This window comes from Rubneribacter badeniensis (genome assembly GCF_002899695.1).
In the GTDB taxonomy this organism is placed as follows: Bacteria; Actinomycetota; Coriobacteriia; order Coriobacteriales; family Eggerthellaceae; genus Rubneribacter; species Rubneribacter badeniensis.
On record NZ_PPEL01000003.1, the window covers coordinates 56,006 to 81,678 of the forward strand.

Annotated in this window: 17 protein-coding genes; 7 read left to right on the top strand and 10 right to left on the bottom strand. The window is 62.3% G+C overall.

The window, feature by feature from the left end; genetic code table 11:
- Positions 1–33 precede the first annotated feature (33 nt).
- Entirely contained in the window at positions 34–2,271 is a 2,238-nt protein-coding gene (locus C2L80_RS01485; protein ID WP_103262478.1) for a CRISPR-associated helicase/endonuclease Cas3, read from the bottom strand.
- A gap of 665 nt (positions 2,272–2,936) precedes the next feature.
- Between C2L80_RS01485 and ade the strand changes: the two genes are divergently transcribed.
- Positions 2,937–4,745 (top strand): adenine deaminase, encoded by a 1,809-nt coding sequence (gene ade, locus C2L80_RS01490; RefSeq protein ID WP_087196365.1) that lies wholly within the window; start codon positions 2,937–2,939, stop codon positions 4,743–4,745.
- A gap of 485 nt (positions 4,746–5,230) precedes the next feature.
- Entirely contained in the window at positions 5,231–5,821 is a 591-nt protein-coding gene (locus tag C2L80_RS01495; protein WP_103262479.1) for an NUDIX hydrolase, read from the top strand.
- On the opposite strand, the gene C2L80_RS01500 is transcribed toward C2L80_RS01495, so the two are convergent.
- The 9 genes from C2L80_RS01500 to C2L80_RS01540 form a co-directional block, all read right to left on the bottom strand.
- Positions 5,818–6,906, bottom strand: coding sequence for a GNAT family N-acetyltransferase (locus C2L80_RS01500; protein ID WP_103262480.1), 1,089 nt, complete (start codon positions 6,904–6,906; stop codon positions 5,818–5,820). The genes C2L80_RS01495 and C2L80_RS01500 overlap by 4 nt on opposite strands.
- Positions 6,907–7,102: 196 nt before the next feature.
- Positions 7,103–8,296, bottom strand: coding sequence for an MFS transporter (locus C2L80_RS01505; RefSeq protein WP_087196360.1), 1,194 nt, complete (start codon positions 8,294–8,296; stop codon positions 7,103–7,105).
- 845 nt (positions 8,297–9,141) lie between these two features.
- A complete protein-coding gene (accD, locus tag C2L80_RS01510) occupies positions 9,142–11,682 on the bottom strand; it encodes an acetyl-CoA carboxylase, carboxyltransferase subunit beta (RefSeq protein ID WP_087196358.1) in 2,541 nt (846 codons plus the stop codon).
- An 18-nt stretch (positions 11,683–11,700) separates the two neighbouring features.
- Positions 11,701–12,150, bottom strand: a complete 450-nt coding sequence (gene fabZ, locus C2L80_RS01515) for a 3-hydroxyacyl-ACP dehydratase FabZ (RefSeq protein WP_087196356.1) — start codon at positions 12,148–12,150, stop codon at positions 11,701–11,703.
- 279 nt (positions 12,151–12,429) lie between these two features.
- Positions 12,430–13,722: a beta-ketoacyl-ACP synthase II gene (gene fabF, locus C2L80_RS01520; RefSeq protein ID WP_087196354.1), complete on the bottom strand. Its 1,293-nt coding sequence runs from the start codon at positions 13,720–13,722 to the stop codon at positions 12,430–12,432.
- On the bottom strand, positions 13,719–14,483 hold the full coding sequence (gene fabG / locus C2L80_RS01525) for a 3-oxoacyl-[acyl-carrier-protein] reductase (protein ID WP_087196352.1): 765 nt from the start codon (positions 14,481–14,483) through the stop codon (positions 13,719–13,721). The genes fabF and fabG overlap by 4 nt, the downstream gene beginning before the upstream one ends.
- 11 nt (positions 14,484–14,494) lie before the next feature.
- The gene (locus tag C2L80_RS01530) at positions 14,495–15,484 is read right to left on the bottom strand and encodes an ACP S-malonyltransferase (RefSeq protein WP_087196350.1); all 990 of its coding nucleotides are present in this window, start codon (positions 15,482–15,484) and stop codon (positions 14,495–14,497) included.
- Positions 15,485–15,496: 12 nt separating this feature from the next.
- Positions 15,497–16,471 carry a DUF561 domain-containing protein gene (locus C2L80_RS01535; RefSeq protein WP_087196349.1) on the bottom strand — a complete coding sequence of 325 codons (975 nt, stop codon included), beginning with the start codon at positions 16,469–16,471 and terminating at the stop codon, positions 15,497–15,499.
- Positions 16,472–16,585: 114 nt separating this feature from the next.
- A complete protein-coding gene (locus C2L80_RS01540) occupies positions 16,586–16,807 on the bottom strand; it encodes an acyl carrier protein (protein ID WP_087193643.1) in 222 nt (73 codons plus the stop codon).
- Between the two features lie 220 nt (positions 16,808–17,027).
- On the opposite strand from C2L80_RS01540, the gene C2L80_RS01545 reads away from it, so the two are divergent.
- From C2L80_RS01545 to C2L80_RS01565, 5 genes are read left to right on the top strand one after another with little or no spacing between them, the layout of a single operon-like run.
- Positions 17,028–20,066 carry a DEAD/DEAH box helicase family protein gene (locus C2L80_RS01545; protein ID WP_103262481.1) on the top strand — a complete coding sequence of 1,013 codons (3,039 nt, stop codon included), beginning with the start codon at positions 17,028–17,030 and terminating at the stop codon, positions 20,064–20,066.
- Positions 20,066–21,742, top strand: coding sequence for an HsdM family class I SAM-dependent methyltransferase (locus C2L80_RS01550; RefSeq protein WP_204600504.1), 1,677 nt, complete (start codon positions 20,066–20,068; stop codon positions 21,740–21,742). The genes C2L80_RS01545 and C2L80_RS01550 overlap by 1 nt, the downstream gene beginning before the upstream one ends.
- Positions 21,735–22,868, top strand: coding sequence for a PDDEXK nuclease domain-containing protein (locus C2L80_RS01555; RefSeq protein WP_103262482.1), 1,134 nt, complete (start codon positions 21,735–21,737; stop codon positions 22,866–22,868). Before C2L80_RS01550 ends, C2L80_RS01555 begins: the two co-directional genes overlap by 8 nt.
- The gene (locus C2L80_RS01560) at positions 22,861–24,096 is read left to right on the top strand and encodes a restriction endonuclease subunit S (protein WP_103262483.1); all 1,236 of its coding nucleotides are present in this window, start codon (positions 22,861–22,863) and stop codon (positions 24,094–24,096) included. The genes C2L80_RS01555 and C2L80_RS01560 overlap by 8 nt, the downstream gene beginning before the upstream one ends.
- Positions 24,097–25,668 (top strand): DUF6119 family protein, encoded by a 1,572-nt coding sequence (locus C2L80_RS01565; protein WP_103262484.1) that lies wholly within the window; start codon positions 24,097–24,099, stop codon positions 25,666–25,668. It begins immediately after the preceding gene.
- The last annotated feature ends 5 nt before the right edge of the window (positions 25,669–25,673 follow it).

The following is a 25,673-nucleotide window of genomic DNA, read 5'->3' on the forward strand; positions in this document are numbered from 1 at the left end:
TACGCGCAAGCAGCGACGAGCGCAATACCCTGCCTACAAGAACAGCCCCTTCCCGCCGGCGTCGGAGGCGTCGAGGCCGGTGTCCTCGTGGTACAGATCGCCGTCGAGCAGCACGTACGTGTCGCCTTCCAGCAGTTCTACGGAATGGGCGGCCTTCAAAACCTCCAAATCGTTGTCGTACAGCCCCACCGAATAACGGGCCAGACGGCGCATCGCACCGCGCATCGCACGGCCCTCTCTGACGGCCGCGAGGTCGTCGGAAATCCGCGGGTCGAAAACGATGACGGGATGCGACCCCTCCTCGATCATACGAAAGCGGTCGGCCACATCCTTGAAGGGAATGCAGGGAGCGCCGCCGCTCACTCGCAGCAACTCGAGGTCGGCAAGAGCGCCCGACGCGTCAAGGCGGTCGCGGCGAATCTCATGGAGCTGGTTGAAGTACGCGGCGATCACCTCAAGCGATCCGACATCGCACGGCTCGTCGGCGGCACTCACGTCTATGCCCGCGCCCCGCAAAACCAATCGGGCCAGCTCTGCCTTCTGCCGAACGTCAGCGGGCAAAGCGTACGGTTCCGCAGGTTCGAACAAATGGACCACGCTCTCTTGAACGTCGCGGCGCCCTTCGCGGTTGCAGCGCCCCGCGCATTGCACCACGCTGTCGATGCCCGCGAGCGCCCGGTACACAACGGGGAAATCGACGTCGACGCCGGCCTCCACCAAACTCGTAGCAACCACGCGGCAAGCCTCGCCGCCCTTAAGCCTCCGCCGGACCTCCTTCAACACGCGCTCGCGATGGACGGGATGCATGAGCGTCGAAAGATGGAACGCGCCCTCGGCGCAATCCCCGGCCACCAGATCGTAGAGCCGCTTCGCCTGCTTGCGGCTGTTCACGACGCAAAGCACTTGCTCGTGCGCCGCCAACCGGGAGGCGAGATCTCCGTCTTCGACCGCTCCCTCAAAGCGGTAGGAAACCCGTCGCAGCCGCTCGTACAACCCCTGCGGGTCGGGGGCGATCTCCCGCACCGAACAGCCATAGCGTTCGAACAGCCCGTCGAGCGACGGCTGCGTCGCCGTGCAGAGCACGACCGTGCAATCGTAGCGCTGCACAAGCTCCGCCAACGCCCGCACGCAGGGAAGCAGCTGCTTCGTCGGCAGCATCTGCGCCTCGTCGAGCACGATCACGCTGCCCGCAATGTTGTGCAACTTGCGGCAGCGCGAGGTCTTGTTCGCGAACAGCGACTCGAAGAGCTGGACATTCGTCGTCACCACCACGGGCGCGTCCCAATTCTCGGTCGCAAGCCGCAGCGCATCGCCGTCCTCGCCCGCGTCGTCGAAGTCGAAGTTCGCATGGTGTTCAAGCACGTTGCGCTCGCCGAGCACCTCGCGGAACACGGCGGCGTTCTGCTCGATGATCGAGGTGTAGGGCACCGCGTAGATCACACGGCGCATGCCGTGGCCCTCGGCGAGCGCGTGGCGCAGCGCGAAGCGCAGCGACGCGTACGTCTTGCCGCCGCCCGTCGGCACCGTGAGCGAGAACACACCCGGAGCCTCCTCGGCCGCGCGGGCGCACGCATCGAGCAGGCTGCACCGCGTTTCGTTGAGCTCGGTCTTCGGCGGGTAGAAGGTCGCGACCTTCGCCTCAAGGCGCTCGCGCAGCGCATCGAGCCCTTCGGTCGAAAGCTGCTCGCGCGCGCCGCCCCGCATGAAACGCTCCGTGCAGAGGAAGTCCGCATCCACCAAGCAGGAGAACACCATCCTCGCAAGGAACGCCAACGCGAAGCCGTCTTTCGGATCGGGCGGCATGCGGAACGCAAGCTTGCCGGCGATCGGCAGCTCAACTTCGTCGGCGAACGCATGGTAGTCGGGCAATTCCCCCTGGCGCGCCCCATCGATGCGGCTCAGCAACGTGGAGCCGCCATCCACATCCGCCGACGAGCCTCCATCAGGTAGGCCGCCGTGGTGCCCCGCCACGCAGTACGCCAGCAGCTTCGCGTTCAAATGCTCGAACAGCTCATACGCCCCCGCCGTGGAATGATCCACCTTGCGGCCTCCACGCAAAATGCGGTTTTGGAATTCCGGCGAGTACTTCCCGATATCGTGGGCCATCCCCGCCGCGTACGCCCAGCCCTCCGCACCGAAAGGCCGTGCGAACTCCGCCGCCATCTCGGCCACCTCGCGAAGATGGTCGCGCACAAGCTCGATGCGCCCGTCCTCGGCTATATGGGAGACGAAAGCCCTCAAACCTTTTTGCACGTCGTGCCCACCATCCATACGAACCTCCTCCGACTGATGAAAAGATAGCGCATCCGTCCGAACCGCCTATCCCGAATACGGGACAGTTGGTCGACCCCTCTTCATTTGATCAAAATGAGCCCGCAAAGAGAACTCGACTCACCGAAACTCGCTCAAATCCGTGCGGCGAAAACGATATTCGGAAAAGAGACTTTGCCCACACATGCAATTCCCCGAGAACGTCCGAGTTCGTTTTTCAGACCAACGGAAATCTGCGTCGAACACGCTTCCAACCAAAACGCAGAATTTTCGTTGCGTTCCCCCTTCTTAAGCGCGCATCGGCAGGGTTGTTATCGACATCCACGTGCATTTTCGCTCCTTTCCCGACCTTTGAGCACAGTGTATCAATACTGGATCGATACACTTGTCCCCATCGAGAGGGAAGCTGACACAAAATCATCCTCCTCGACGAGGGCGCCTAATCCACGTCATCGCACGGCAAGCTTCATGCGCCTTCGGAATTGCTCTCGTGCCGCTATTTGAAGCGCCGGACCCCACCAAAAACCTATCGCATCGCTCTCGCAAAGCGTAACGTTTGCGCATTCCGTCTGAGATCTTTCCGGAACCTGGGACGGCGGGCGCGCCGACGCGCGATAATGGCCGCGCCAGCTTTACGCCCAAAGCGCCGTCTGAAGGAGCCCGCCATGATCAATGCGTTTTGCAAGAAGCCTTTGTGGGAGTGCTCGAAAACGCTCGTCGCCGTCGCCCAAGGCCGCACGCCCGCCGACACGGTCATCAAGGGCGCGAAGCTCGTGAACGTGTGCACGGGCGAAGTCCAGGAGGGCATCGACGTGGCCATCGCCGAGGGGCGCATCGCCTACCTCGGCACGGCCGACCACTGCGTCGGCGAAGGCACGCGCATCATCGACGCGGAAGGCCAATGCATCGCCCCCGGATTCCTCGACGGGCACATCCATGTGGAATCGTCCATGATGGGGGCGGGAGAGTACGCGCGCGCCGTCGTCCCGCACGGCACGACGGGAATCTACTGGGATCCGCACGAGGTGTGCAACGTGCTGGGCCTCGACGGCGTGCGGCTCATGGCCGAGGATGCGCGCCGCACGCCCCTCAAGGCCATGATCACCACGCCGTCGTGCGTGCCCGCCGTGCCCGGCTTCGAGGACACCGGGTCATCCATCGGCCCCGAAGACATCGCCGAGACTATGAACTGGCAAAACGTCGTCGGCCTCGGCGAGATGATGAACTTCCCCGGCATCCTTTCCGGCGCCGACCACGCGCACGGCGAGGTGGCCGAGACGCTGCGCGCCGGGAAGACCGCGACCGGCCATTACTCGCTCCCTGAAACCGACCGGGGCCTGAACGCCTACATCGCCTCGGGCGTGCGTTGCTGCCATGAGTCCACGCGCCCCGAGGACGCGCTCGCGAAGATGCGCCTCGGCATGTACGCGCAGCTGCGCTTCGGCTCGGCCTGGCAGGACCTGCCCGTGCTCGCCGAGGCCGTCGCGTCGGGCGGCATCGACACGCGCTTCGCCAATCTCGTGAGCGACGACACGCATCCGCACACGCTTGTGGCCGACGGGCACCTCGACCACATCGTGCGCACAGCCGTGAGCCTGGGCATCGATGCCGTCTCCGCCATTCAGATGGTCACCATCAACTGCGCCCAGTGCTTCCAGATGGACCACGACCTGGGTTCCATCACACCGGGCAAGTGCGCCGACATCGTGTTCCTGGACGATTTGGAAAGCCTGCGGGTCACGCGCGTGCTCATCGACGGCGAGGTGGTGGCCGAAGATGGGCGCGCCCTGTTCGACCTGCCGCCGTACCGCTACCCCGATTGGGCAACGCGCTCCGTGCACCTGGGACGCGAGATCGCGCCGACATCGTTCGAGGTGGCCGCCCCCGAGGGCATCGTCGACGGTGACACCGTGCGCGTGCGCGCGATCGAGGTCGTTCCCGGAAAGGTGGGCACGTTCGAAGCGCACGTGGACCTCCCGGTTGCGAACGGCCGCCTGGAGTCCGCCGTGGAGCAGGACGTGCTCAAGGCGTTCGTGTTCGAGCGGCACCGCGAGACGGGCACCTTCGGCAAGGGATTCGTCAAAGGCTTCGGCATCAAGCGCGGCGCGATGGCCTCCACCGTGGCGCACGACGCGCACAACCTGCTCGTGCTGGGCACCAACGACGAGGACATGGCCCTGGCCGCGAACACGCTCGCCGCATGCGGCGGCGGCATGGTCGTGGTCGCCGACGGCGAGGTTCTGGGCCTTGTGGAGCTTCCCATCGCCGGCCTCATGGACGCGCTCCCCGCCGAGGAGATGAGCGCGAAGGTGCACGCCCTCGAGGACGCCTGGGCCGCCATCGGCTGCACCATGCCCTCCCCCTTCATGACGATGGCCCTGATCCCGCTCGCCTGCCTTCCCGAGCTGAGGCTGACGAACCGCGGATTGGTGGACTGCACGAAGTTCGAGTTCGCCGATCTGATCGTTGGGTAGAGGACGGACGGGTCGGAGACGCTTTCCGGTTTCAACCTGCGAGCCTGCGAGGCCCGACTCCCCAGGGTGGTCCGGAAGGCGTCCTGCCCCAGTTTCAACCCCGCGGGCCCACAAGGGTTCGACTGCCAGAATATGCATAAATGCGCATATTCCGAATATTGCATTCATTTTGGCAATCGGTCGGCCCTATGGACAGCCATTAGCAAACTGGCGAACTCTAAAACCTGCCCAAAACCTGCGCGAACCCCATGAATGGCGCGCCATCGCTCGGGATTCGCTCAGCATGCCACGAGTTTTACACCGTCAAGCTTCACGCCCCCTCTCGCACGCACAAGAGTCTCCCCGGGTCGCAAGCCTCCCTCGATCCCGCGCACTCGACTCCGCTTCCGGTTCTTCCCGGGGCCATTTAGTCAACACCCTCTCGCAACGCACCATCCGCGGCAAACCCCCTGTACCCATCGGCGGCAGCCGCGTACAATACCCTCATGTCCCTCATCGACGACATACGCGCCTACCGGCCCTTCAACCAGCAGGAGGCTGCGGACCGCGCGGTCATCCTGAGGCAGCTGGAGGCCGACCCGCAGGTCTTCGACCGCAGCTCGCTCGCGCATATGACGTGTTCGATCTGGACGGTCGACCCGACCGCAGCCAAGACGCTCATGGTCTACCACAACGTCTACCGTTCCTGGAGCTGGATCGGCGGGCACGCCGACGGGGAGCGCGACCTCGCGCGCGTGGCGCTGCGGGAGCTTGCAGAGGAGACGGGCGTCGCCAGCGCGCGGATCATGCCGTGCGGGCCGCGCGGCATCTACTCGCTCGAAGTGCTGACGGTGGACGGGCATGAGAAACGCGGGCGCTACGTGGGCTCGCACCTGCACCTGAACGTGACGTATCTGGCCGTGGCCTCGCCGAACGCGCCGCTGCGCCCGAAGCCCGACGAGAACAGCGGCGTGCGCTGGGTGCCCCTCGAAAAGGTCTGCGCCCTCTCCACCGAACCGTGGATGGCCACCCGCATCTACCGCAAGCTCATCGACAAGCTTGCAACCGTCGACATCCCTCCGGCGCGAATGTGCTAAGCCCCGACCGCACCCTGCAGCCTGCTCCAGCGCTCGCGCGTGAGGTAGTACGCCTCGGCGTCCCGCATAAGACCGTCGGGCGTGACCTCCATGCCGTGCAGCGTGCCCTCGTGAACGAACCCGGACTTCTCGATGACGCGACGTGACCTGTCGTTGAACACGTAGTGCGTACAGGTGACCATCCCAAGGCCCAGCTCTTCGAAGCCGTAGCGCAACACCTCGCGCACGGCCTCGGTCATGTAGCCGCGACCCCATGCGCTCCGCGCAAGGGCGTATCCCAGCATGAGGCAGTCGACGTTGCGTCGCTGCGGGTCGCGAATGAGCCCGATCGACCCGATGCACGGCCCTTCGGCGCCAACGCTGACACCGGCGTCCTCTCCTGCCGAAACCTTCTCGAAGATGCCGAACACGTGCGGTCCGCTCGCGATCACCTCCACGAACATCCTCGCATCCTCGCGCGTGCGGTGCGGCGCCCACCCGGCATCGGGGCCGACGGCGGGATCGCTGCAGTAGGCGAACACGTCGTCGATATCGTCGGAGGTCAACGGGCGCAGCACGAGGCGCTCGGTTCCCAACGAGGGGCACTCCGCCGACGTCGTCGCCAACACGGCCGGCGCGCAGCCCGGATGCCGCGCCTCGCCAGCCTTAAGGCATGCCGCAAACTGCGCCTCGTCCACCACGCGCACCCCCGCCTCGCGCAGCGCCCGCGCGGCCACACCGTATCCGGGCACGAGCGCGCCCGAGAACGTGCCGTCGTACACGAACCCGTTGCCGCACGAAGGACTCTTCGCTTTCAGCACGGCCAGCGTGCAGCCCCGCTCCCGCACCAGCTCCGTCGTTTTGGCGGCCCCGGCCAGAAACGCGTCCGTGGCATCGCCCCCGTCCGCGTCCACCACGCGCAGAGCACGCTCGGTGGCGACGATCTCGCGAGGCGTGCGCGGCACGGGCAGCCCTCCGAGCGTCTCAGGGCACACGCCCACAAGTTCGTGCGTCGCGCGCAACCGCAGCACGGCCTCGCAAGGCCGCGACTCCCCGTCGAAGCGGCACGGCTCGCCCAGCAGACACGCGCTCACGGCTATCGGCATGGCGCTCCTTCCATCGGCATCCTCAATGCGCTTCGCTGCGCTCGACCATGCGATCGCATGCAACGCAGAAAATGATACCACGGCATCGCGACGCCCCTCGCGCCTTCCGCGCCATTCAAGGCCCCGCCGGAAACCCGCACGCACCGGAGAACCCGCCAAATCCCGCCCGATCGAAAACGCCCCCGTTCGCACGCCCCTACCGCGTGCGGACGAACACCGCGACCGTCGTCGCCATCGCGAACAAGGCCAGCGCCGCGAGCACGCCCACGAGCGTCGTGATTCCCACGAGCGCGCCCATCACACCGCTCAGCATCGCCGATCCAGCGTACCCCACGAGGTTGATGGTGGACACCACCGCAGCAGTGCCGCCCGCATCGGCATCGGCGAACAGCAAGCGCAGGCTGCCGGACAGGCACATACCCGTCGACAGCCCGAACAGCGCAACCAGCACGAGAAAAGGCACAAGCGCGCCCGCCGCCATCGACACGCACATGCCGCACGTGAACGCGAGCAGCGCCGCCATCGACACGCGCAGCGACACGCCCGAGCGCATGCGCGCCTCGATAGGCGCCCCAAGCGCGCTCGGGGCCATCGACAGGGCGAGGATGGCGGACGCCACAAACGGGTCCTCCGCTCCAAAGCACTCCACCGCCACCGGCGAGCTGAACGACTGGAAGAACGTCCCTATTCCCCACGAGGCGATGTAGGCGCATCCTGCGATGGGAAACGCCCTCCGCAGCTTCGGATCGATCGAAACCACCGGCTTGCACGCCGTGCGCAACGGCGCCCGCCGCACCACCGTCTCCGGTGCGGCGGGCACGAGCGCCAAGCTCAGGGCGAGCAGAGCAATCATGATCCAGTAGATCACCCCATGCTCGCTCGTCGCCAAGCTCAGGAATCCGACGGCGAGAGAACCCGCCATCACCCCCAAAAGCGCCCCGCATCCGGCCACCGCCATGCCGAAGCCCTCGTGGCGGCCCACAGACAAATCCACGACCATCGCGGACACGGCGCTCATAGCCAGACCGCACGACACGCCCTGCACCGCGCGCGCCACGAGCACCATCAACGGATCGGCCACGTTCAAGAACACGAAGCACCCCAGCATGGCCAGCAGCAGCGACACCGCGGTGAGCGGCTTGCGACCCGCCGCATCGGACAGCGAGCCCGAGAGAAACAGCGTCGCGATGACGCCGAACAGGTACATGAGCATGGTTGCGGAGATATCGGCGTCGGTCAGTCCGATGCTCCCCTTGTACTCGGAGTACAAGGGGATGGGCACCGCCGAAGCGGCGAACACCATGATGAAAGCGAACGTGGCGATCAACAAACCGCGCAATCCTCCTCGGGATCGCGCGCCCTCGACCGCATCGACCGTGTCCACCAGCATGGCCCCACCTCATCGTTCAAAACGAAATCCACCAGCATCCCTCGATGCGAAGAGCGATTGCGCACAGCATAGCACCGCTTGAGCACGCAGGGAACATCCGGCAAGGCACCTCGGCAGACAAAAGGGTCCTCCTTCGCCGAACGCCTGACACCATTGACGCAAACGCCATGAAACACGGGGGAAGAGGAGCTGATCGCACGGCCTCGGAAGGCAAGCTCAATCGCCGATGCCTCCCACGCGCCGTGCAGCGGGATGGCGCCGTTGCACCCTCGGACAGGCGCATCCTCATCACGCAGATGCGCTGCAACGGTGACGAGACGGGAACGCGCTCGCAGTCTGCGACAACGGACGGAGCAACCGACGCCGCACCTCTGCCGTCGCCGACGAGGGAATCGATCCGACGCACGGCCTCCCCGCACCCGCACCTGTGCCACGCTTAAGAAGAAGCTTCCAAACCGACGAATGCGCTCAACGTCGGCAACGCGCCCATGTTCCTTGAGCCGTTCACAGTAGACGGAGCAGAACCCGACGTAGCAGACGCCTTGACGGCGACGCACCGACCCTCGGCATAACGCCGCCGCGCAAAACCAAGCCGCCGACCACACCGCCGCGTCGGGCAAGCGCGCGAAACGCATGCGTCGCGCCATAACCAGAAACACGACCAAGAAGCACATCCCGCTCCCCCAGAATGCGAAAAACGGATTGACCGGCCGGAAACCGGAGCGGACGGCGCGCTCGCGCAGACCCGATGCAAAGGCATCCGACGAGATCGTTGAAAAGCAGGGAGGGGATGGAAGGGGACGGGGGCAGGGCGTCATCCCGACCCCCTCTCTTTCTTTTGAAGCTTAGAACTTCGCGAACCGCTCGTGACGCTTGCGCACGAGCTCGCCCGCGGGCATGTCGGCAAGCTCGTCGAGCGTCGCCTCCACGTAGGCGCGCACGCTCGCGGCGGCCTGCTCGGGGTTCTCGTGCGCCGGACGCGCGCCTTCGGACAGCACGGCGTCGACGATGCCCATCTCGCAGGCTTCGACGGCGCTCATCTTCATGACGGCAGCCGCCTCGGGAGCCCGCGTGCGGTCCTTCCAAAGGATCGAGGCGAACCCCTCCGGCGACAGCACCGAGTACACCGCGTGCTCCTGCATGGCCACGCGGTCGGCGAGCGCGAGCGCGAGCGCGCCCCCCGAGCCGCCCTCGCCCAGAAGCACGCTCACCACCGGCACCCGCAGCCCCGCGAGCCCGACGAGGTTGTCGGCGATGGCGTTGCCCTGCCCGCGCTCCTCGGCCTCCATGCCGCAGAACGCGCCCTGCGTGTCCACAAGGCACACGACCGGCCGTCCGAACTTCTCGGCCTGGCGCATGAGGCGCAGGGACTTGCGGTAGCCCTCGGGCTGCGGGCAGCCGAAGTTGCGCGCGATGCGCTCAGAGAGGTCGCGTCCCTTCTCCTGGGCGATCACCGTCACCGCGCGCCCGCCGATCCACCCGAGGCCCGCGACGATCGCGCCGTCGTCGCCGAAAGCGCGATCGCCGTGCAGCTCGATGAAGCCGTCCACGAACGCGTCGATGTAGGAGAGCGCCGTCGGCCGACGCGTGTTGCGCGCTAGCTGCACGCTCTCCCACGCGCGGTTGCCCGCCACCTCGCCGCCGTCGCCGGACGCGGCCGCGCCCTCGAGCGACACGCCCGCCTCAGCATCGAAGCCGCCTTCGCTCAGCACCCGCTCGAGCCGTTTGCGCGAGGCGGCCCCGCGCCTATCGAGGCGGCCCGCCAGATCCGAGATGCGGCGCTTCAGCCCGAGCGGGCCCCATCCCTCTCCCGCGCCGAAGGCGAAGCCCTCCACCGCGAGGTCGCCGTAGGTCACCGTGTTGTACGTGTCCGTCCCGTGCTCAAGGTTCTCGCGAACCGCCTCGTAGCTCACGAGGATGTCCCGATCACCCGGCTCGTGCTCGGCGCGGACGGCCGCCTCCGTGGCCAGATGCAAGGCCAGCAGGTGCGCGAGCGTGCCGCGCAGCTCGCCGCGCTCGACGATGGCGTCGATCAGCCCGTGCTCAAGCGCGAACTCGGCCGTCTGGAAGCCCTCGGGCAGCTCCTGCTTGATGGTGTCGCGGATGACGCGCTGCCCCGCGAAGCCGATGAGCGCGCGGGGCTCGGCCAGGATCACGTCCCCCTGCATGGCGAACGACGCGGTCACGCCGCCCGTTGTGGGATCGGTGAGCACCGAGATGTAGGGCAGCCTCGCCTCGGCGTGGCGCTCGAGCGCGCACGACACCTTCGCCATCTGCATGAGCGATACGAGCCCCTCCTGCATGCGCGCGCCGCCCGACGCGGTGAAGATCACCACCGGCAGGCGCTCGTCGGTCGCGCGCTCCACGAGCCGCGCCACCTTCTCGCCCACGACCGAGCCCATAGACCCCATGAAGAACTGGGAGTCCATGATGCCGACGGCCACGCGCAAACCCGCGATGCGGCCCTCGCCCGTGCGCACGCCCTCCTCAAGGCCGGTCTTCTCGCGCTGGGCGGCCAGCTTGTCGGCATAGCCGGGGAAGGAGAGCGGGTCGGTCTCGGGCACGACGCGGTCCCACTCGACGAAGCTGTCCGCGTCGAGCGTGTCGTCGATGCGCTCGGTCGACGACATGCGCAGGTAGCCTCCGCACGACGGGCACACGTAGTGGCCGGCCGCCAGGCTCGCCTCGTCGAAGTTGAGGCCGCAGTGCGGACAGGCGCGCCACGAGCCGCCGTCGAACGCCGGCTTGTCGGTGGTGCAGAGCACCCAGCCCAAAAGCGGCGCGTCGGCGCTGAGCGGACGGAACACCCGGATGCCGCGGGCGGCCGCGCGCGCAAGGAAGCTGTCCACCTCGGCGAGCGGAAGCGCCTCGTCGCACAGAAGCACCGTCGTCGCGCCGCACTCGTCGGTGGCCGTCAGCACCGCGTAGCCATTGCAGAACAGCGCGTCGGAGTGCTTCTCGCCCAGGCAGACCGCAAGCGGGGCGAGCTTCACATGGGCATCGAAGCGATGGTCCTGCGTGTAGACGACGCACGGCGCGAACCCAGCGTCGGCCACTGATCTCACCAGGCGTTTCGCCGTTTTGGCGCGTGCCATGACAAGCGCCACGGGACGCCCTGCCGCAGCGTCCTCCCTCGCGCCGTCCGCATGCGCAGAGGGCGCGGGCGCAGAGGGCGACGCGGCGGTCCACTCGGAGGAGTCGGCCGCGTCGAGCGCGTTCGGAACGACGGGCAGGGCCGCTGCGGCCTCGGCCGCCATGCGGGGCAGACGGTAGGCCACGTCCGCGGCCTCGGCCGCTTGCTCGGCGGCGGCGACGGCTGCGCCGCCCTTGGGCAGCACCGTTCCGTCCGAGCCGATGGTGATGTAATCCTGCGTGCGCTGCTTCATCGAACGATCATCGCCCCTCTACGCTTCCGCTTTCGCCAGCACGTACTTCTGCGTGGCCGTCGCGCACACCGCGCCGTCCACGCTCGCCTCCACCTCGGCCACGACGAGGCGCGACGAGGACTTCACGATGCGCCCCTGCAAGGTGAGCGTCTCCCCCGGCTCCACCTGGCGACGGAACTTCGCGTTGTCGATGCCGGTGAGGAACCCGATGGCCCCCTCCGTCCCGCGCTCGACGAGAACGCAGAACGAGGCCGCTTGGGCAAGCGCCTCCATGATGACGACCCCCGGCAGCACCGGATGTCCGGGAAAGTGGCCCTTGAACAGCGGCAGATCCGGATCGACGTCCAACTCGGCCGTCACCTCGACGCCCGGTTCGCACGAAACGACGCAGCTCACCCACAGAAACGGGTCGCGATGCGGCAGCACCGCCTCGACGGCGTCCCTGCCGCAAGGAAACGAGATATCCACGATTCGGCTCTCCTTTCAACGGTGCGCGCTTTGCGCGCCATGCGCCCGAAGGGCGCATAACAAGCTCGCAGGTTGGAACAGGGCGCCTCCCAGCGCCCTTTCGCGCCAACGGCGCGAAAACGAACTCGCAGGTTGGCGTAGTCAGTCAGCGAGGGGCGCTCCCGTGCCCCGGATTCGCGGGATCGCGGAGGCGAAGCGTACTTCGGTACGTGAGCCTCCGGGATCGTGCGAAGCCGGGGTGCGGGAGCGCGCCGCAGCGTCGACCCGTTTCGCCGTTCGTCAGAACGGCGAAACGGCGAGGCTCGCGTTGTGCCCGCCGAAGCCCAGCGAGTTCGAAAGCGCCACCTTCTGAGGATACCCCGTTTTCGCCTCCGTGACCACGCTCACCGGACACTCCGGATCGGCTTCAGCGAATCCGCAAGTGGGCGGCACGCAATCGTTCATGACGGACAGCGCGCACACGATGGCCTCGATGGCGCCGGCGGCGCCGAGCGTGTGGCCCGTCGTGCCCTTCACCGACGTCACCGGCACCTTCCGTCCCGCCTCTTCGCCGCAAAGCGCCAAGAGCGCCTTCGACTCGGTGGCGTCGTTCGCCGGCGTGCCCGTGCCGTGCGCGTTCAGATGCCCCAGATCCTCGGGCGAGAAGCCGCCTTCCTCGAGCGCCATGCGCATGGCGCGCACGACGCCCTCTCCGCTCGGCTCGGGAGCCGTCATGTGGTAGGCGTCGCCCGTCGAGCCGAAGCCCGTGACCTCGGCCAGCACCTTCGCGCCGCGACCGAGCGCGTGCTCCAGCGACTCGAGCACCACCGCGCCCGCGCCCTCGCCGGCCACGAATCCCGCGCGGCGCGCGTCGAACGGAAGAGACGCGCACGCCGGATCCTCCGACTTCGACAGCGCGCCGAGGTTCGCGAAGCCCGCGAGGCAGATGGGCGACACGCTCTCCTCCGAGCCGCCGGCCAGAGCCGCGTCGATGTAGCCGTGTCGGATGTCGCGCACGGCCGCGCCGATGGAGTGCGCGCCGGTGGCGCAGGCGGTGACCACGTTGAGGCACTCGCCGCGCAGCCCGTAGCGGATGGACAGGTTGCCGGCGGCGATGTTGCCGATCATCGTGGGGATGAACAGCGGGCTCACGCGCCTCGGCCCCTTCTCGGCCAGCGTGAAAAAGCCGCTTTGCAACTCGTCGATGCCGCCGATGCCCGTGCCGAACACGCATGCGATGCGCGCGGTGTCCTCGGCCTCAAGATCGAGCCCCGACTGCGCGATGGCCTCGTCGGACGCCACGATGGCGTACTGCACGAAACGTTCGAAGCGACGGGCCTCCTTTTTCGAGATCCCGTGCTCAGTCGGATCGAAGTCGCGCACCTCGGCCGCGATCCGCACGTCGTAGTCGGTCGCGTCGAAGCGCGTCACCGGGCCGATGCAGCACTCCTTGCCCATGACGGCGCTCCACAGCGCATCTGTGCCCACGCCGGCGGGCGACACCGCGCCCATGCCGGTGATGACCACGCGATGCGTGCCGTCGGGGCGACGCGTGGCGGTCGCCGGGGCCACTTCGTTCGCGTTCTCGCTCATAGCGACATCCCTCCGTCGATGCAGACAACCTGTCCGGTGATGTAGCCGGCCTCCTCGCTCGCCAGGAAACGGACGAGCGCGGCCACGTCCTCGGGCGCACCGAGGCGCTTGCTCGCGATGCGGCTCACAATGGCCTCGCGCTGCTTCTCGGACAGCGCGTCGGTCATGTCCGTCTCGATGAAGCCCGGCGCCACCGCGTTGCACGTGATGTTGCGCGCCGCCAGCTCGCGCGCGAGGGACTTCGTGAGCCCGATGACGCCGGCCTTCGAGGCGGCGTAGTTCGCCTGCCCCGCGTTGCCGGCCACGCCCACCACGCTCGACAGGTTCACGATGCGCCCGTAGCGCTGCTTCATCATGCGCTGCGCGGCCGCCTTGCAGCAGTTGAACGTGCCCTTGAGGTTCACGTCGATGACGGCGTCGAAGTCCTCTTCCTTCATGCGGGCGATAAGCCCGTCGCGCGTGATGCCAGCGTTGTTCACGAGCACGTCCACGCGGCCGAACGCCTCGTGCGCAGCCGCGACGAGGGCTTCCGCCTCAGCGGCCTCGGCCACGTTGGCAGCCACGGCGATGGCGCGCGCGCCGTGCTCGGCCTCGAGCGCGGCGGCCTGCTCGCGCGCGGCAGAAAGCCCGCCCTCGTTCGAGCAGTTCACGCACACGTCGAAGCCCGCGCGGGCAAGCTCCTCGGCCACAGCGCGGCCGATGCCGCGGCTCGAGCCGGTGACGACCGCGCTTTTGCGCGGGGTTTCGGTGGTGTCGGTCATTCGAAAAGCTCCTATTCGGAATCGGAGGAACCGGACGCGGAAGCCCCGGCCTCGCCGAACGCCGCGACGCACGCATCAAAGCTTGAGCGATCCTGCACGCAGAAGCGCGCGGCTCCCTTGTCGATGCGCTTCACGAGGTTCGCGAGCACGCCGCCGAAGCCCGTCTCGACGAACGTGTCGGCGCCGGCGCGGACGAGCGCTTCGACGCTTTGCTGGAAGCGCACGGGGCTTGTCAGGTGGCGCACGAGATGCTCGCGCGCGACGGCGGCGGGAAGCGGCTCGGCGGTCACGTTGCAAATGAGCGGGATGCGCGGCTCAGCGAACTCGACGTTCGCCAGATACGCCGCCATGCTTTCGGCCGCCGACGCCATGAGCGGGCTGTGGAAGGCCCCGGACGTGGCCAAACGCGAAAAGCGCTTGCCGGACGCGGCCCACGCCGCCTCGACGCGCTCGACGGCCGCGGGCGCGCCCGCCACGACGATCTGCCCCGGGCAGTTGTAGTTCGCGGGCACGAGCGCCTCTCCCTGCGCGCACTCGTCGCAGAGCGCCGCCACGCCCTCCTCGTCGGCCTTCAGAAGCGCGCTCATCGCGCCGGGATGCTCCGCAGCCGCCTCGGCCATGAGGCGACTGCGCTCCTTCACGAGCGAAAACGTCGCCTCGACGGAAAGCATGCCCGACACCGCGAGCGCGCTTACCTGGCCGAGCGAGAACCCGAGCACGGCCGCCGGCTCCACGCCGTGCGCCTCGAGCGCGCGGGCGACGGCCACCGACAGCACGCAGATCGCAGGCTGCGCGTTGCGCGTGTCGTTGAGCACGTCGGGCTCGGCGTGCAGCACGAGGTCGGCCACGTCGAAGCCCAGCACGTCGGATGCGCAGGAGAACACCTCGGCAACCTCGGGCACGTCCATGAGGCCAGCGCCCATGCCGGGTTTTTGCGAGCCCTGGCCCGAGCACAGAAAGACGGGGGAGCCCGCCGCGATCGCGGGAACGGAAGCGCCCATGCGCCCTCCCCTCTAGCGACCCGCGCGCTCGCGGCGCGCGTTCGCGGAAGCCGTCGCGGCCAGATCGAGCGCGCCGAGCGCCTCGGCCTCGGCCATCATCCGGGCGATCGCCTCGGCGGCCGTCGCGCGCTCGCACACGAGCGCCGCGGACTGGCCGGCCATCATCGTGCCGTTGTCCACGTCGCCTTCCACCGCGCGGCGCAAAGACCCCACGTACATGGCCTCCAGCTCGTCGCCGTTCTGCGCAAGGTCGCCTTCGAGCTTGCGCACCGTGCGGGCGAACTTGTTCTTGAGGCAGCGCACGGGATGCCCGCTGCCGCGGCCCGTGACGATGGTGTCGGCATCCTTCGCGGCCAGCACGCGTTCCTTGTACGCGTCGGCGATGGTGCACTCCTCGACCGTGAGGAAACGGGTGCCCACCTGCACGCCCTCGGCACCGAGCGCGAAGGCGGCCGCCACGCCGCGCCCGTCGGCGATGCCGCCGGCGGCGATGACGGGGATGGACACGGCGTCGCACACGGCCGGGACGAGCGCCATCGTGGTCAGCTCGCCGATGTGCCCGCCGGCCTCTGTGCCCTCGGCCACCACGGCGTCCGCGCCAAGGCGTTCCATGCGCGCCGCAAGCGCGCTCGAGGCCACCACGGGCACCACCTTGATGCCGGCGTCCTTCCACATCTGCATGAAGTTCGCCGGGCTGCCCGCGCCGGTGGTGACGACGTCGACGCGCAGATCGGCCAGAAGCTTCGCCAGCTCGGCGGCGTTCGGATCCATGAGCATGACGTTCGCGCCGATGGGCTTGTCGGTCATCGAGCGCGCGATGCGCACCTGCTCCTCCACCCAAGAAAGCGGCGCGCCGCCGCACGCGATGATGCCGAGGCCCCCGGCCTCGCTCACCGCGCCGGCAAGGCTCGCATCCGCGATGCGCGCCATCGCGCCCTGCACGACGGGCACCTCGATGCCCAAAAGCTCCGTAATCCGCGTCTTCATGCCCCTGCTCTCTTCCTCGAACCGCGCCCAGACTCCAAGAAAACCTTGCAGCACGGGCCGCGCATCGCGCAGCCCGTCAGAGTGAGGGCCCCGTACGGGGCCCGTCTTCACACGTTATTTCAGCGAATCGATGTGCGCGACCAGCTGGCCGATCGTCTCGATGCCCTCGGGCTCGCCGAACTCCACCTCGCATTTCTCCTCGAGGTCGCAGATCAGCTCCACCATGTCGAGGGAGTCGATGCCGAGAGAGTCGAGCGTGGCGTCCTCGGTGATGCTGTCGGCGTCGAGGTCGAGGTTCTCCACGAGGACTTCTTTGACGGTGTCGATAGTGGCCATGGCCGTTCCTTTCCCGAATCAAAATAGTTTGATAATCAAAGTATTTCCGTAGGGATAATGATATGGGGAGGCCCGTCCCCTTGCAAGGCACCCGCGCGCCCCTCCACGATATCTGCGCCGAACAAACGGCAGCTTCAGCAGGAAGCGCAGAGCGGCTTTGGTAAAATACAACCGAACAACCAACAAGCATCTTCGCCACTTTAAAACGAAAGCAGTTCCCATGAACAGGCCCGAAGATAAATACGTCAAAATACCTGCCGTAATCCACGCCACGCGCATCGGATACGCCTATCGCTCCATCCGCGAAGACGCCCCTGGCATCGATTACGACCCCGATACCAACATCTTCTTCGAGCCTTTCCGAAAGGCCCTCGAGCGCATCAACGGCACGCCTGTCGATGCCGAACGCGCCCGCCACCTTGCAAACCAGATCAAGCTCAAAGCAAGCGGCGAAGATCTAGGACGCGCATTCTTCACATGCCTGCACGCAGGCATAGAGGGGTATCACTTTATCGATTTCGACGATCCTTCCAATAACGATTTCACAGTGGCAACCGAACTTGCCTACGCCAACGGAGAGGACAGCTTCCGCCCCGACATCACCTTCCTGGTAAACGGCATGCCCCTTGCTTTCATGGAGGCAAAGCGCCAGAACAACAAAGACGGCATCCTGGCCGAGCACGAACGCATGCACGCGCGGTTCAAGAACGCGGCTTTCCACCGCTTTGCGAACATTGTGCAAGTCATGGCGTTTTCGAACAACCAGGAATACGACGATGCGGAGCGCAGGCCCGTGCAAGGGTCGTTCTACGCCGCAAGCGCATACGGGCATCTCGCGCTCAATCGCTTCCGTGAAGAGGATATCGCCGGTATGGGGAAACTTGTAGCCGAACGCAATCCCGAAACCGAGCAGTTCATTCTCAAAGACAACAACCTTGCGAGCTTTTACGGCGAACCCGAATACGAAAGCTCCGTGCAACCGGAAACACCCGCGAACCGCATCATAACCTCCCTCTTCTCGCCCGAACGCTTTCTTTTCATCCTACGCTACGGCATATGCTATGTAGAGGCCACCGACGAAGAGGGCATCAAGCGCGCTCAAAAGCACATCATGCGCTACCCTCAGCTCTTTGCCACCAAAGCCGTGCGCGCAACCCTTGACGCGGGCCGCACCAAAGGCGTTATCTGGCACACGCAAGGCAGCGGCAAAACCGCGCTTTCGTATTTCCTCACGCGTTTCTTGCGCGATTACTACCAAGCCCAAAACAGCGCAACCCGCTTCTTCTTCATAGTCGATAGGCTTGATTTAGCCGACCAAGCTAAAGCGGAATTCGAAGCGCGCGGTGCCATCGTCGCATTGGCAAACAGCCGCGATGACTTCGCGCGAGCGCTCAAAGGCGCAGGAGAAGACACCAACGCGGTAAGCGATGAGCGCACGCCCGCCATCACGGTGGTGAACATCCAGAAGTTCGACGAGAACTCCGTTGCCGTGGATTTCGATTACAACTTGGATGTCCAACGCGTCTACTTCATCGACGAGGCGCACCGCGACTACAAAAACGGCGGTGCGTTTCTCACCAACCTTGTTGCGTCAGACCGAGAAGCGGTGAAGCTTGCGCTCACGGGAACGCCCCTTGTGAACGTGAAAGGCGGGAACGACACCAAGCGGGTGTTCGGGTCCTATATCCATAAGTATTTCTACAACCAATCCATAGCCGACGGCTACACGCTCAAGCTCCTGCGCGAAGACGTGAAAACCGAATTCCGTCTGAAAATGCAAGAAGCCATACGCGACCTTCAAGAAGTGAAGAAGCTTGTGAAGCTTGAGGAGGTGTTCGCACACAAGAATTACGTGGATCCGCTTTGCGATTACATCGCAAGCGATTACTTGAACAGCCAGATAGCTTTGGGCGACAGCAGCATCGGCGCCATGGTGGTGGCCCACAGCTCCAAGCAGGCACGCGCCATTTACGCACGTTTGTCCAAGCTTGATCAGGATATATCCTGTGAACTCATACTTCATGACGAGGGAACCAAGGAAAACCGTCGTACAATTTGCGAGAATTTCAAGAAAGACGAGAGCGATATCGATATCCTCGTAGTGTACAACATGCTGCTCACGGGCTTCGATGCGCACCGCCTGAAGAAACTCTACCTATGCCGGCCCATCAAAGCCCACAACCTGCTGCAAGCGCTCACACGTGTCAATCGCCCCTACAAGGATATGGCCTATGGCTATGTGGTCGACTTCGCCGACATAACCGAGGAATACGACAAGACGAACCGGGCCTATCTGGCAGAGCTTACCGAAGAGCTAGGCGATGCCGCCGAAGAGTACAGCAGCCTCTTCGAAAAGCCGGCAGTCATCGAAGCCGACCTCGCAAGCATCAAAGACCTGCTTTTCGAATACACAATTGACAACATCGTCGAATTCCAAAGCGAAATTGCCGCCATACACGACAAGGCAACGCTCTACAAGCTGCGCGCAGCACTCGCCCGTTACAAAGATTTGCGCAATGTGGCAAGACAGCTAGGCTACGAAGATCTCTACGACCGCTTCGACGTGGAGCGCGCACAAGAGATGCTTCGCGAAGTGAGCCTGCGCATCAACGCCATCAACAGCAAAGAGGCCCTGGCTTTAAAGGACATGTCAACCGGCGCGGTCAATACCCTGCTCAGCAAGATAGAATTCAATTTCCGCCGCATCGGCGAAGACGAGCTTGCCACAGCCGACGAATTCCAAGATAAGGTACGGCGCACTTACGGCGCGTTCGCCGATAACTTCGACAACGACGATCCCGAGTACGTAAATTTGCTCGAAGAACTGCGCAAACGCTTTGAAAAGATGGATATAGAGGAGATGACGAGCGCCGATATGGCAACGAGCATAAAAGAGCTGGATCGTCTGCGTTCGAAGATGGAAGAGATCAACCGCAAAAACAACATCCTTGCCAAGAAATACGGCGGCGATGAGAAATTCGCCCGCGCCCACAAACGCGCCCTGCGCACGCCGCCCCCGCTCACCGAAAGCCAAACGGCCTTGTTCAGCGTGTTAAGCAGCGTGAAGACGAATGCCGACAGCACCGTGATGAGCAATCATAATATCCTTGACAACGAGGGTTTCCTTAAAAGGAGCATGACGCGGCTCATGGTCCAAGCATGCAAAGCCAACGGCATCGCCTATACGGTTGAACAGGTGGCGGGCATTGCCGGATACCTGGCAAAAGAATACATAAACGAGAGAGGACGTGCTGCGTAGTGACTGAAAAGAGCCATCTTCCGGGAACCGATATCCTCGCCGATACCAAAGCCATGATCGATGGCTTGCGTTCCGTATGCGCCAGTGCCGGATTGGCGAACGACAGCTCTGAATACAAGATCATCACCGAAGCGTTTCTCTATAAGTTCCTCAACGACAAGTTCTTGCACGAATTACGCAAGCTTGACGCTTTCGCAGACGTGAGCAACTTGGAGCAAGCCTATGCCGACGTGGACGAGGCCGAACGCGAGCTGCTTCTCTTGGAGCTTGCCGATGGCACGGCGTATCTCCGTCCCGAATACTTGATTTCCCATCTCTTCAATCGCAAAGACACGCAGGGGTTCGCCGACACATTCGACAACGCGCTTAAAGGCATAGCCGATGACAACTTGGATGTGTTCAGCGTGCAAACAGGGCAAGGCCAGCCCATCCGCTTGTTCAACGGCGTATCTCGCTTCATTGTGGAAGAGGGCAAACGCGACAACTTTTGCGCGCAGCTCGTGACAAAACTTGCAGCGTTCTCATTCGAGCGCGCCTTCGCGCAGAAATACGACTTTTTTGCAGCGGTGTTTGAATACCTCATCGACAACTACAACAAAGATTCCGGCACCTACGGCGAGTACTTCACGCCGCATTCTATAGCGGCCATCATCGCACGCATTCTGGTTCCGGACGGCGTTCGCGACGTAACGGTGTACGACCCGGCAGCCGGCACGGGTACGTTGGTGCTGGCGGCGGCACACCGCATTGGCGAGGGCAATTGCACCATCTACACGCAAGACCGCAGCCAAAAAGCCAACGAATTCATGCGTTTGAACCTGATCTTGAACAATCTGGTACACAGCCTGCCCCACGTGGTGCACGACGACACGCTGGAGAATCCGCGTCACTTGAGTCCAAACGGCACGAGCATCCGGCAGTTCGACTACATCGTAAGCAATCCGCCCTTCAAGGCCGATTTCTCTGACACGCGCGACAAGTTGGCAGGCAGCGCATATCGCAAGCGCTTTTGGGCGGGCGTGCCCAACATAACAAGCAAGCCTGAGAAGATGGAAATCTACTTGATGTTCCTGCAGCACATCGTGGCTTCCATGAAGCCGAACGGGCATGCGGCCATGGTCGTGCCCACAGGATTCCTCACCGCCAAAGGCAAGATTCCCTTGGCGATTCGCACACGCATGGTGGATGAGGGCATGCTGCGCGGCGTGGTGAGCATGCCGTCGAACATCTTCGCCAACACGGGCACCAACGTAAGCATCATTTTTCTCGACGCCTCGAAGAAGCACGACCGCGCGTTGCTCATGGATGCCTCCAAATTGGGCGAAAAGAGGAAAGCCGATGGCAAGAACCAGCGCACCTACCTCTCCTATGAGGAGATCGAGCGCATTGTGGACGCATTCAATGCCGCAGAAGAGCAGGACGACTTCAGCGTGCTTGCCAGCTATGACGACATCGCCGCGAAGAAGTATTCGTTGAGCGCGGGGCAGTATTTCGAGGTGAAAATAGACTATGTTGACCTTACGCCCGAAGAATTCGATGCCAAGCTGTCCGAGCATACGGCAAGCCTGCAAGAGATGTTCGCAGAGGGCGAACGGCTGCAGCAAAGCATTCTGGACCAGCTGGGAACATTGCGTTTCAACGACAAGGGTTCGGCGGAAGAGGCCAGCCATGAGTAAGGGGGTCGTCAAGAGCGACCCCCGATACGCCGAGTGGGCGCGCGGCTTAAGTGAGCGCTATCAGCGCAGCCAGATCAAGGCCGCCGTCTCCGTCAACCGCGAGATGCTGATGTTCTACTGGTCGCTGGGACGAGACATCGTCGAGATGCATGCCGAAAGCCGCTGGGGTTCGGGATCCTTCAAGGAGTTGAGCCGCGACCTACAGAGGGAGATTCCCAATGTGAAGGGATTTTCGCCGAGAAATCTCCGCTACATGAAACGATTCTATGAGCTGTTTCCTTCTTTCGAATTTGCGCCACAAACTGCGGCACAAATCACAGGTGATGCCGGGAACGAATTTTTGCCACAACTTGTGGCAAAAATTGATAGCGCTTCTACCAGCGACTATATGCCGTCAACCGATGCAGAAATCTTTTCCATACCTTGGGGGCACATCCGGCTCATCATCGACAAGGCTAAAGGCGACCGTGTCTTTGCGAAGTTCTACATTCGGGAAACCATCGAGAACGGTTGGTCGCGTTCCGTGCTGATGAACTATCTCGATACCAATCTTTACGAACGCCAGGGAAAGGCCGTCGCCAACTTTTCGAAAACGCTTCCCGCTCCGCAAAGCAACCTCGCGCAGGAAATCACACGCGACCCTTACCAGTTCGATTTCCTCGCCATCCGCAAAGATCACGACGAGAAAGAGCTTAAGGATGCCATCATGAACAACGTATCGGCATTCCTTATGGAGCTCGGCACGGGCTTTGCCCTGATGGGACGCGAATACCGCCTGAAAGTAGGCGAAACCGAGCAGTGGATTGACTTGCTGTTCTACCACGCAAAGCTGCATTGCTACGTGGTTATCGAGGTCAAGGCGACCGACTTCAAGCCAGAGTACGTCGGACAACTGGGAACCTACGTGGCCGCCGTCAACCACATCCTGAAGACCGATAGCGACGAGCCGACCATCGGGCTTCTCGTGTGCAAGGACAAGGACAATGTGGTTGCCCAATACGCGCTCGAAAGCGCAAGCCAGCCCATCGGCATCTCCGAATACGAACTGTCCAAACTCGTCCCAGAAAACTTTCGCAGCTCCCTGCCTACCATCGAGGAAATAGAGGAAGGCTTGCGAGATGAATAGGGTGAAGCTGGGAGATATTGCCGACATACAGCTTGGCAAGATGCTTGATGCCAAGAAAAACAAGGGCGAATATCATCCCTATCTTGCAAACATCCATGTTCGATGGGGTGAATTCGACGTCAGCGACCTTCCATCCATGCGTTTCGAAGAGGCCGAGAAAGGGCGCTTCTCTCTGCGCAATGGCGACCTGATTATGTGCGAAGGTGGCGAACCGGGGCGTTGCGCTATCTGGAGAAACCAACTCCCCAACGTTTACTACCAAAAAGCGCTTCACCGAATTCGCCCACATAAAGATATCGTCGATGTGCGATGGCTTTATTACTGGTTCCTGCTGCAAGGTCGCATCGGTGGTCTCAAAAAACACTTTGTCGAGACAACCATCAAACACCTTGTAGGCGAAGATCTGAAATGCGTTGAAATCGACTTGCCCAGCCTTGAGTTACAAAACGCTGTGGCAGATGCGCTATCCGCAATCGATGACAAAATCGCCCTCAACAAGCGAATGATGTCAGAGTTGGAAGAAACAGCGCGACTCATCTACGATTATTGGTTCACGCAGTTCGACTTCCCCGACGAAAACGGCAACCCCTACCGCTCAAGCGGCGGCAAAATGACCTACAGCAAAACCCTCAACCGCGAAATCCCCGCCGGTTGGCGTGTAGCTAATTTGTCCATGCTGGTTGATGAAATTAGTGATTCGACAGATACGATCAACATGCCAAAAAATTGGCGCTATACCCCAATTGACGACATTCCGAAAAGAACCATGGTTCTTTTCGGCGGTCGCCATTCGGAAAGTGCATCGACCAGCTTGCAGCTGTATAGGGAAAACGACATCCTGATTGGTGCAATGAGAGTATATTTTCACCGTGTTTGCATTGCAGCTCAAAACGGAATTACTCGCAGCACCTCCATTGTCTTACGACCAAAGAATTTCACTTGGCATGGATACATTTACGAAACCCTTAATGACGATAGGTGCATTGCATATGCCACCAAAGCTTCTGTCGGGACGCAACAACCTTACGTCACTTGGGATGGCGGTTTGTCCAATTACGAAATCCCCCTTCCTCCAGATCACTTGATTTGCAAATACTCATCATTCGCTCAACCCACGATTCAAAAAGCAAAAAGCCTTGCAAAGGAGTCATTTGAGCTAGAGTCTCTTCGCAACTGGCTCCTCCCCATGCTTATGAACGGACAGGTTTCTATACAAAGCGAGGCATAGATGACAAAAGTAAAGAAAACCAAAGTAAGTATTTTCCTCATCAAGGAAACCGTTGCAAAAATCGGCGACATCATCGACGTAGATAGAAACGGTCTGCAACGATTTGAATTTGATGAACAAAACACACTCTTCATTCGCAAGAACGCTGACAAAACGCCAGAATGGGTTGTCGATTTCTTTAAGGGAAAAATCGATAGCGACAATTGGCAGACTTCTAGTATAAGTGCCGCACTAGTTACTTCTGTCGAAGTTGCCGCGAACGCAATGCGTATTTTTGTCGTAACCTTTGGCTATGGGAGGTTTTTGGTGTCAGGAGACTCTATTGAGCGACGCTTTGGACTTAAATGCGTTCTCAACAGCGTAAACTCTGACGCGCTGCGCCAAATAAAGAAGACGCAGATATCCGGAAACGCTCGCAAAAGCAGCGAGCAAATGCCTCGAAAATCGCCCATAACAGAATTCTCTCTTGATTATGAACAAGACTTGCTTGAGGGCGTTACTGCAATTGGTAAAAAGGATTCCCTTTTGAGTGGAACTATATCTGGCGGAGATGCATTGTCCGTCACCGCATCGATTGATATCGACAACGTCTCCGACTATCTTAAACGGCTCTATAGCATCTATCGTTCAACAACATATCAGGAGCATTTCTCATGGATTGACCATATTTTTCCAGTTAAGGATGCATCGCTTATCGAAGAACTTAACTCCGCTGCTGTTGAATCGCTCAATCGCAACGATGAATGCGTCTGGTTCTCAATTCCCGAGGTTATCGAATGGGAAAACATTGCGGGATTCCGCTATGCGCACACGGGCGACACCTTCGACGATATTCTAGCTCGTGATTTATTGGCGACCATACGCGGCGGGCTTCGAGATTTCCAACAGCTTAAAGCAAAAAGGGTCTATGCGATCAGCTCATCAGGCGATGAAATCGTGAATAGCTGGGCCGCAAGCCACTGCCTATATGGAGAACTCCAGCTTAGATCCGCACAATATTGCATCAGCGATGGACTTTGGTATCAAATAGACAAGAGTTACACAGATGCAATCAAAAGCGATTACGAAAAGACCCCCATCACTTCTATCCCCTTGCTTGATTACCAAAAAGACTGCAAGGGTGAAGGGGAATACAACAACCAACTAGCAAAGTCATCAGATTCTTATTTGCTTATGGATCAACGACTCGTTGCGTTCGGTGGCGGTGGAAGCAGCATCGAACTTTGTGATGTTTTAACCGATGATGGACGCTTTATCCACGTTAAACGCTACGGCGGCTCAAAGGTAATGAGCCACCTATTTAACCAAGGACTCGTTTCTATGGAACTAATCAAATCGGAACCCAATTTCGTTTCAAAAGCTAATGAGGAAATCGCGCAGATCGATTCTTCTGGTAGGTTTCTTTTTAGCAAAGAGCAGGCAAATGAGATTGTCTTTGCAATAGTGACGAAGAACGAAAGCGAACTCCCCAACATTCCGTTTTTTAGCAAGGTGGCTTTCCATCATGTAAAGAAACGGCTGCTGTCCATGGATGTTGCCGTTAGCATTGGGGCGATTCATGAAGCACCCTAGAGAAG

Coding starts and splice junctions, on each gene's coding strand:
- C2L80_RS01560 (WP_103262483.1), top strand. CDS start 22,861: ATGAATAGGGTGAAGCTGGGAGATATTGCCGACATACAGCTTGGCAAG.
- fabG (WP_087196352.1), bottom strand. CDS start 14,483: ATGACCGACACCACCGAAACCCCGCGCAAAAGCGCGGTCGTCACCGGC.
- C2L80_RS01485 (WP_103262478.1), bottom strand. CDS start 2,271: ATGGATGGTGGGCACGACGTGCAAAAAGGTTTGAGGGCTTTCGTCTCC.
- C2L80_RS01505 (WP_087196360.1), bottom strand. CDS start 8,296: ATGCTGGTGGACACGGTCGATGCGGTCGAGGGCGCGCGATCCCGAGGA.
- C2L80_RS01500 (WP_103262480.1), bottom strand. CDS start 6,906: ATGCCGATAGCCGTGAGCGCGTGTCTGCTGGGCGAGCCGTGCCGCTTC.
- C2L80_RS01545 (WP_103262481.1), top strand. CDS start 17,028: ATGAACAGGCCCGAAGATAAATACGTCAAAATACCTGCCGTAATCCAC.
- ade (WP_087196365.1), top strand. CDS start 2,937: ATGATCAATGCGTTTTGCAAGAAGCCTTTGTGGGAGTGCTCGAAAACG.
- C2L80_RS01540 (WP_087193643.1), bottom strand. CDS start 16,807: ATGGCCACTATCGACACCGTCAAAGAAGTCCTCGTGGAGAACCTCGAC.
- fabF (WP_087196354.1), bottom strand. CDS start 13,722: ATGAGCGAGAACGCGAACGAAGTGGCCCCGGCGACCGCCACGCGTCGC.
- C2L80_RS01555 (WP_103262482.1), top strand. CDS start 21,735: ATGAGTAAGGGGGTCGTCAAGAGCGACCCCCGATACGCCGAGTGGGCG.
- C2L80_RS01565 (WP_103262484.1), top strand. CDS start 24,097: ATGACAAAAGTAAAGAAAACCAAAGTAAGTATTTTCCTCATCAAGGAA.
- accD (WP_087196358.1), bottom strand. CDS start 11,682: ATGAAGCAGCGCACGCAGGATTACATCACCATCGGCTCGGACGGAACG.
- C2L80_RS01495 (WP_103262479.1), top strand. CDS start 5,231: ATGTCCCTCATCGACGACATACGCGCCTACCGGCCCTTCAACCAGCAG.
- C2L80_RS01530 (WP_087196350.1), bottom strand. CDS start 15,484: ATGGGCGCTTCCGTTCCCGCGATCGCGGCGGGCTCCCCCGTCTTTCTG.
- C2L80_RS01535 (WP_087196349.1), bottom strand. CDS start 16,471: ATGAAGACGCGGATTACGGAGCTTTTGGGCATCGAGGTGCCCGTCGTG.